Raw genomic sequence first — 7,336 nt, forward strand, 5'->3', positions numbered from 1 at the left:
TGGAAGGTCCGATCAGGTGCGTGAGGGGAGAACGAGGTGGGGGGGAGGAGAGGGAAGGCGGAGGCGGCGGTGCGTGTCAGGCCGCGACGCGCGGCGCGGCGGTGGCCTCGGCTGCCGCAGTGGCCTCCGTAGTCACCGTGGCTGCCGGGGCGCTGCCGAGCACGTGGCGCAGCGCGCGGTCGCGTCCGGCCGGGTCGGTGGTGGAGAGGGCGGCGGAGAGGACGGCGATGCGGGCCTGGCCGGCGCGCAGGGTGCCGGTCAGCACGGCCCCGGCGGCCACGAGGTCCACGGCCCCGCCGTGGGTGTAGATCTCCGCGACCGGCCCGGTGGGCACGCGGGTGGTCAGCGCGACGAGGACACCGCGGGCGACCGCCGCCTCGACGGCCTCGCAGATCTCGGGGGTGGCGTTGCCCGCGCCCGTCGCGACCAGGACGATGCCCTGGGCGCCCGCGGCGACGGCGGCGTTGAGGAGCAGCGGGTCACCGTCGCAGTGGTGCATCACGGCGTCGATCCGGGGCAGCTTCCCGGTGGCCGTGGGCTCGGTGGCCGTGGGCAGGGGGAGCGCCGCCGGGCGCTCGGGCCGCCGGTGGACGACGACTCCGTCGGCGGAGACGTCCGCGACGCGGCTGCCCGAGGGATCGGCGAACGCGTCGGCGTCCAGCGTCTGCACCTTCACGGTGCCGCGCGCGGCGTGCACCTGGCCGTCGAAGACGACCAGGACCCCCATATCGCGGACCGTGGCCGCGGTCAGCAGGGCGTCGTGGAGGTTGCGCGGACCGTCGCCGTCCGGCGCCTCGAGCGGGCGCTGGGCACCGGTGAAGACGACCGGGCGGGGGTCGTCGTGGTGGAGGTCGAGGAGGAAGGCGGACTCCTCCAGGGTGTCCGTGCCGTGCGTGACGACGATGCCGTCGACGGTGGGGTCGGCCAGCACCTCGCGCACGGTGCGCAGGAGGGTCAGCTGGTGCGCGGTGGTGAGGCGGGCGCTGTTCACGCTCATCAGGTCCACGACGCGCACGGTCACGCCTTCGGGCACGGCGGCCGTGGCCAGGACGTCCCCGCCCCGGGCCTCCGCGGCGAACCCGGAACCCTGCCAGCGGCTGGCTATGGTCCCGCCCGTGCTGATGACGACCACCTGACCCATATCTTCTCCTCTGACCGCTTATGTCCTGCTGGTACCTCGTGCGCCGGTTCGTCGGCGTCCGGGCCGAAGCAAACCATAGGACGAAACGCACGCAATCGGTTTGCCGATTCCCGTGTGACCCTCGGTAAACGTGGTGGATAATTGCGCAGTGGACCAGATCGACAGAAGTATCTTGCGCGAGCTCCAGAGCGATGGCCGGATGACCATCCAGGACCTCGCCCAGCGAGTGGGTCTCACGGCCTCGCCGTGCATGCGCCGCGTCCGCCAGCTCGAACAGGACGGCGTCATCCAGGGTTACCGGGCGGTCATCGACCCCGAGGCCGTCGGGCGGGGCTTCGAGGTCCTCGTCTCCGTCGAGGTCCGGCGCGACAGGGAGGCGGTCGAGGCCTTCGAGGCGGCGCTCCAGGGCATCCCCGACGTCGTCGAGGCGTACCGCCTCTTCGGCAGCCCCGGCTGCCTGCTGCGCATTGCCGTCGCCGACCTCACCGCCTACGAGCGGCTGTGGATCGAGCGGCTGACCACGCTGTCCGGCGTCACGGAGGTGAACTCCCAGATCGTCATGAAGCGGATCAAGGCGCCGCGGGGGCTGCCGGTCGACTGAGGGCCGGCTGAGGGTCGACTGGGGGTCGTCGAGGGCCGTATCGCTGCCCGGGGCAGGATGGCCGTGTGACCAACGACGATCAAGTGACACTCCTGAAGCGTCGGGAAGCGCTCCGGACGCAGGAAGCACTCCAGGCGCAGGAAGCGCTTCAGGTGGAGGCCGACGAGGTGGCCGACGACCTCGGGCTGGCCGGGTTGCTGGCCGGATGCGGGGAGCCGGTGCGCGTGGGCAGCTCGGCGCTGGGGCTGATGGTGCGCCGGGACATCGACATCACCGTGATCTGCCCGGCCCTGGACCTCGCCGCGAAACGGGCCGTCGCGGGCATCGGCGCCGTGCTGGCGGTCCACGACCGGGTGCGGCAGGTCCGTTTCCGGGACGACACCGGCCACTGGAACACCGACCCGGGGTATCCGGACGGGCTCTACCTCGGCGTCGAGTACCGCTCCCCGGGCGGGTGCGCGTGGACCCTCGACATCTGGTTCGTCGACGAGCCCGGCCGCCAGCCCGACCTCGCCCACGTCCGCTCCCTGCCGCCCCGGCTGGACGACGCGAGCCGCGGCGCCATTCTGCGGATCAAGCACGCGCTCGTGGCGCGGGAGGACGGCACGGCGGGCTACGACGTCTACCGGGCGGTGCTCGACCACGGAGTCACCACCGTCGAGGAGTTCGAGGCCTGGCGCGCCGGTGCCGGTACCGGCACCGGGTGAGCGCGGAGGGGCTTGTGGGAGCCCCTGCGCGCTGACCCCTGCCGGTCAGGGTCCGATTACATCCAGGTCGTGGCCGTGGCGACGACCCGGGCCTTGCGAGGGTGCTCCGGGTTGCCGTAGCGGATCTCGAAGCGCGGGTGCGACCGGGTGAAGTCGCTGTCGACGAGACGGACCTGACCCGGGTTCCTGACCGTGCGCGTCGCTATGTCCGTGTCGAGGAAGAAGCCGAACTCGCCCGTCGCCGGGGCATAGGCGAAGAACTCACCGCCCGAGTACGACCGCTTCGCCACCTCGTCCGTCAGCACCAGCGACCAGTAGCCCACGCAGCGCCCCGCCGGACACATGAACCGGAACTCGGCGCGCAGCCCGTCCAGGTCCATCCAGCGGAAGGGGTTCTCCTCGGTGACGGTCGCCGAGGCGGCGGCTGCCGTGGTGGTGGCCGTGCGCGACGGGGCCGTGGCGGCGGACGCGCTCTGCGCGAGGGGTGCGGTCAGGGCCGCCACGGCCGCGGTCACGGTGAGGGCGCGGAGCGCGATGCGGAATGCCATGTCTCGTCTCCAGTCCGGTGAGTGATCGACTCGATACGAGAGGTGATCATGTCCTCGCCCGGAGTTCCCGGCAACGCCGCACCGAGGGATTCGGCCACGGCGGACCGGCGCCCCGTGCCCTCCGGCTGTCCTCCCGCGCGCGGAGCCGGCGGGGTCACCGGCCCGGCGGCTCGAAGAGCCGGATGCCGTCGGTGAGCAGCCCGGCCCGTTTGATGTGGCGCAGGACGGGGACGATCTCCAGCTGCTGGACGACCTTGAGGGCGCCGATGCGCTCGGTCACGTAGGTGTAGAGCGCCCCGCGGTTGCGGCAGACCACCGAGCCCACGAGGTTGGTGGTGCCGGTGGCCGCCGCGACCCAGGGGACCTCGGGGTGGCCGGAGAGGGCCCGGCCGGCCTCGGCCAGGTTGTGCGGGGCCACCGTGGCGAACAGGGCGGCCTGGGTGGTCAGGCCGAAGTGCACGGGCAGGATCTCGACGTCGAAGTACAGGGCGCCGGCCTCCCGGAGGTATTCGAGCCTGCGGCGGACGGTGGACTCCGACCGGCCCGTCGCCCGGGCGAGCTCCGGGTAGCCGGTACGGCCGTCCCGGGCGAGGGCGTCCAGCATGACTCGGTCGGCGGCGTCGAGCCGGATCTCGTCGCCCGTCCCGGCGGGCTCCGGCCGGGCCAGCTCCCGCACTTCTTCCTCGGACAGTCCCGTCCCGTCCAGCAACTGGCCGTGCGACGGTGTGGTGTAGGTGTGCAGCAGGCTCTGCGCGGTGACGCCGGTGACGTTCTGGGTGCGGGGCAGCTTCTGGAGCAGCAGCGCGTCGCGTTCGTCCGCGCTGAAGGAGCGGACCACGCAGGCGACCTCGGATCCTCCGGAGTGGATCTTCACCCAGCCGGTGTCGGGCCGGCGGGCCAGCGCCTCGGCGATCGGCAGGGCGGCGCCCGGCGTGCACTGGATGCGCAGCCAGTTCTCCGACATGCCGAGGCGGTCGCAGACCGGCAGCCCGATGACGCGGAGCAGCCGTTCGCCGTGGAGGCGCCGGTAGCGGCGTACGACCGTCTGGTCGGTGACGCCCAGGACGGCCGCCAGGCGGCTGAAGGAGGCCCGGCCGTCGAGGGACAGGGCGTGGATCAGCCGCCGGTCCAGCGCGTCCAGCTGCTCCCCGGGGGCTGCGAGGGCGCCGGGAGTGGCAGGAGTGCCGGGAGCGGCGGCGGTCGTGAGCGGAGAGTCCATGTTTCCATCATGGCAGGCGCCTCGGTCATGGAAATCCGTCAGGATCGGCTTTCCAGGTTCGGGATCCGGTCGTGGCCGTGTGAGGTTGGGGGACATCGCTTCCCCCACCGAGAATCATCAGGAGTGCTCACATGCGTAAGTGGCTGCCGCTCGCCGCGGTGTGCCTGGGGACCTTCATGCTGCTGGTGGACGTCACCATCGTCGTGGTGGCCCTGCCGGACATGGCCAGAAGCCTGCACACGTCGTTCACCGACCTCCAGTGGGTGATGGACGTCTACGCCCTGGCGCTGGCCGCGCTGCTGCTGGGTCTCGGATCGCTGGCCGACCGGATCGGGCACCGGCAGGTGTACGTGGCCGGAGTGGCGGTCTTCGCGCTGGCCTCGCTGGCCTGCGGACTGGCCACCGACCCGGCGGTGCTCATCGCCTTCCGCGGCGTCCAGGGTGTGGGCGGCGCGGCGATGCTGGCCACGACCACCGCCCTGGTGGCCCGCCTCTACCACGGCCGGGACCGGGGCGTGGCGTTCGGCATCTGGGGCGCCGTCAGCGGGGCCGCGTCGGCGGCCGGGCCGATCCTGGGCGGGCTGCTCACCGAGTACCTGGACTGGCGCTGGATCTTCTTCGTCAACCTGCCCATCAGCGTGCTCGCCATCGCCATGACCGTGAAGTACGTGCCCGCACTGGCCGGTGACCGGCGCCGGGGCATGGACCTGCCGGGCATGGCCGCCTTCACCGTGGCCGCGGGCGCGGTCACGTACGCCCTGATCAAGGGCTCCGACTACGGGTGGACCTCCGGCGCCACCCTGGGGCTGTTCGCCCTGGCGGCGCTGGCGCTGCTGGTCTTCCTGCTGATCGAGCCGCGCCGGGCGCAGCCCATGCTGGACCTGGCCCTGTTCCGGCGCGGTTCGTTCACCGGTCTCATGATCACCGCGGTGCTGCTGTCGGTGGCCGCGTTCTCCTACCTCGCCTACACATCGCTCTGGCTCCAGTCCGTACGGGGCATGGGCCCGGTGACGGCCGGTCTCGCGTGCCTGCCGATGAGCGCCGCGGCCTTCGTCTTCGCCTCGCTCGGCGGCCGCTTCCTGCACGGGGTCTCGCCCAGGCTGATCCTCGGCGTGGGCATGCTGCTGATCGGCGGCGGAGCCCTGCTGATGACCGTCATCGACGCCGGGTCCACCTGGACGGCGCTCGTGGCCGGGTTCATGGTGACCGGGGTCGGGGTCGGCCTGAGCACCCCGGCGCTCGCGTCCACCGCCATGGCGGCGGTGCCGCCCGAGCGCGCCGGAATGGCCAGCGGCGCGGTCAACACCGCACGCCAGCTCGGCAACGCCCTGGGCATCGCCGTGCTGGGCGTGGTCTTCCACGCCGGTCTGTCCGGGTCCCTGCGGAACCACGGGGGCGGTGTCCCGGCGGACGCGCTGGCCGGTGGCCAGGCCGCCCCGGTCGTCGCGCACGCCGCGCCCGAACGGCGGGGCATGATCGAGGAGATGGTGCACGCCGCGTTCGCCGACGGCCTGCGGGACGTCTTCTGGGTCTCCGGGGTGCTGGGGGTGCTCGGCGGTCTGGTGGCGCTGACGCTGATCCGCCGCCCCGCGGCTCCCGCCCGGCCGCCGCGGGGCCCGGCCCCGCACTCCGCCGCGCAGCAGACCGAGGCACCCTCGGCACCGGCCGCGGCCTGAGCGACCGGCGCCACGAGGAGCCAGAAGGGCCGGAGGGGCCGGGGGGGGGCCGTTCCCGCGGACATGCGGGGACGGCCCCTCCGGCGTAGCGTCGGCCCGGGGTGTCCATGTCCACACCGGGCCGTGACTTCGACTTCTTCGACTTCTTCGGCTTCGAGGAGCGCTGAGGCAACGTGGTGCTGCGGATCGTCGACCGGCCCGGAACCGGCCGTGGACTCGTCACCGAGGTCCCCTTCGGGGAAGGCGACGTAGTGGCCCGGATCCACGGGCACGAGTACCGGACGCGCCCCAGCCGTACGACCATCCAGGCCGCCGCCGACCGGCACATCGACAACCTGCGTGCTCTGGCCTGTCTCAATCACTCGTGCGATCCGAGCGTCCACGTCGATGTCACGGCCCTGACGGTCACCGCGGTACGGGACCTCGCGGCCGGGGACGAGCTGACCTTCTTCTATCCCTCCACCGAGTGGGCGATGGCCGTTCCCTTCGACTGCGCGTGCGGCGGTGAGGGGTGCCTGGGGCGTATCGACGGGGCCTGGCATGTGCCCACCGCGGTGCTCGCCCGGTACCACCTGAACGCGCACATCCGGGAGCTGGCAGCGGCCCGGGACGCGGCGGCGGGCCCGCTCTGACGTCACGCCTGCTGGGGCGTCAGAGCAGCCTCCCGGGCATACGGAGCAGCAGGCCCGAACAGTGACAGGGACGGCCGCACACGGGGCAGGACCGGTCGCCCGCCGTCGTGGCCCCCAGCCAGTACTCGTCGAGCACGGCGACCGGTCGCCAGCCGTGGGCCTTGAGCAGCCCGTCGCTGCGGCCCGGCCGGTCGTGCAGCCACGCGAGAGCGTACGCCTCGGTGCACTGCTCCCGCAGCCAGGCGGTGAGGCGTGAGGCGAAAGCACCGCCGAGGCCGCGCCCGCGCATCGGGGCGGCCACGGACAAGGTGTTCAGCTGCCCGACCCGGCGGCCGTCGGCGGAAGGCGGGGCCGCGGGGAGCAGACCGCGCGGCATGGGTGCGACGAGGTCGCGGTAACCGCCGTCGTCCAGTACCCGGGCGGCCGCCGCGCCCACCATGACGCCGGGCTTTCCCGCGTACGCGGCCAGGAGGAGCAACGACCGGTCGTGGAGGCACTCGAGGGCTCGTTCGACGGTGAGTGTGCCGTGCCCCAGGGCGGCCTCGGTCAGGCCGATCGCCTCCGCCACGGCCTGTCGGTCGCGCGGGCCGAGCGCGGCGATGGGCCAGTCGGTCATACGGCCATCGTCCTGCGGGAACGGGCCGACGGCAGCCGGAGCCAACGCGCCGCATGCCGCGTGTTTCCGAACCGGTCCGGTCAGGTGGTGAGCGCCGCGGCCCGGTCGCGGAGTTCGGCCAGGGCGAGTGTGAGCAGGGGATGGTCCTCGCTGCCGCGCCGGACCGCCGTGAAGACGCGGCGGGTGGGGCCCGGTC

Annotated in this window: 8 protein-coding genes; 4 read left to right on the top strand and 4 right to left on the bottom strand. The window is 73.1% G+C overall.

Annotated elements, in window-relative coordinates; translation table 11 throughout:
- Positions 1-76 precede the first annotated feature (76 nt).
- Positions 77-1,141 (bottom strand): asparaginase, encoded by a 1,065-nt coding sequence (locus K6I34_RS27425; protein ID WP_229329751.1) that lies wholly within the window; start codon positions 1,139-1,141, stop codon positions 77-79.
- A 148-nt stretch (positions 1,142-1,289) separates the two neighbouring features.
- Between K6I34_RS27425 and K6I34_RS27430 the strand changes: the two genes are divergently transcribed.
- Complete coding sequence (locus K6I34_RS27430; protein WP_229329753.1) at positions 1,290-1,742, top strand: Lrp/AsnC family transcriptional regulator; 453 nt, start codon at positions 1,290-1,292, stop codon at positions 1,740-1,742.
- A gap of 65 nt (positions 1,743-1,807) precedes the next feature.
- Positions 1,808-2,449: a hypothetical protein gene (locus K6I34_RS27435; protein WP_229329755.1), complete on the top strand. Its 642-nt coding sequence runs from the start codon at positions 1,808-1,810 to the stop codon at positions 2,447-2,449.
- Positions 2,450-2,505: 56 nt separating this feature from the next.
- Here K6I34_RS27435 and K6I34_RS27440 read toward each other — a convergent pair whose 3' ends face one another.
- Positions 2,506-2,997 carry a hypothetical protein gene (locus K6I34_RS27440; RefSeq protein ID WP_229329757.1) on the bottom strand — a complete coding sequence of 164 codons (492 nt, stop codon included), beginning with the start codon at positions 2,995-2,997 and terminating at the stop codon, positions 2,506-2,508.
- 154 nt (positions 2,998-3,151) lie between these two features.
- Positions 3,152-4,216, bottom strand: a complete 1,065-nt coding sequence (locus tag K6I34_RS27445; RefSeq protein ID WP_229329758.1) for an Lrp/AsnC family transcriptional regulator — start codon at positions 4,214-4,216, stop codon at positions 3,152-3,154.
- Positions 4,217-4,347: 131 nt separating this feature from the next.
- Between K6I34_RS27445 and K6I34_RS27450 the strand changes: the two genes are divergently transcribed.
- Together K6I34_RS27450 and K6I34_RS27455 are read left to right on the top strand one after the other, a co-directional pair.
- Positions 4,348-5,892, top strand: coding sequence for an MFS transporter (locus tag K6I34_RS27450; protein ID WP_229329760.1), 1,545 nt, complete (start codon positions 4,348-4,350; stop codon positions 5,890-5,892).
- Between the two features lie 173 nt (positions 5,893-6,065).
- Entirely contained in the window at positions 6,066-6,524 is a 459-nt protein-coding gene (locus K6I34_RS27455; RefSeq protein ID WP_229329762.1) for an SET domain-containing protein, read from the top strand.
- 19 nt (positions 6,525-6,543) lie between these two features.
- Here the strand turns inward: K6I34_RS27455 and K6I34_RS27460 are convergent, their stop codons facing one another.
- Entirely contained in the window at positions 6,544-7,140 is a 597-nt protein-coding gene (locus K6I34_RS27460; protein ID WP_229329763.1) for a GNAT family N-acetyltransferase, read from the bottom strand.
- Positions 7,141-7,336: the final 196 nt, after the last annotated feature.

The organism is Streptomyces sp. UNOC14_S4 (assembly GCF_020740835.1).
In the GTDB taxonomy this organism is placed as follows: domain Bacteria; phylum Actinomycetota; class Actinomycetes; order Streptomycetales; family Streptomycetaceae; genus Streptomyces.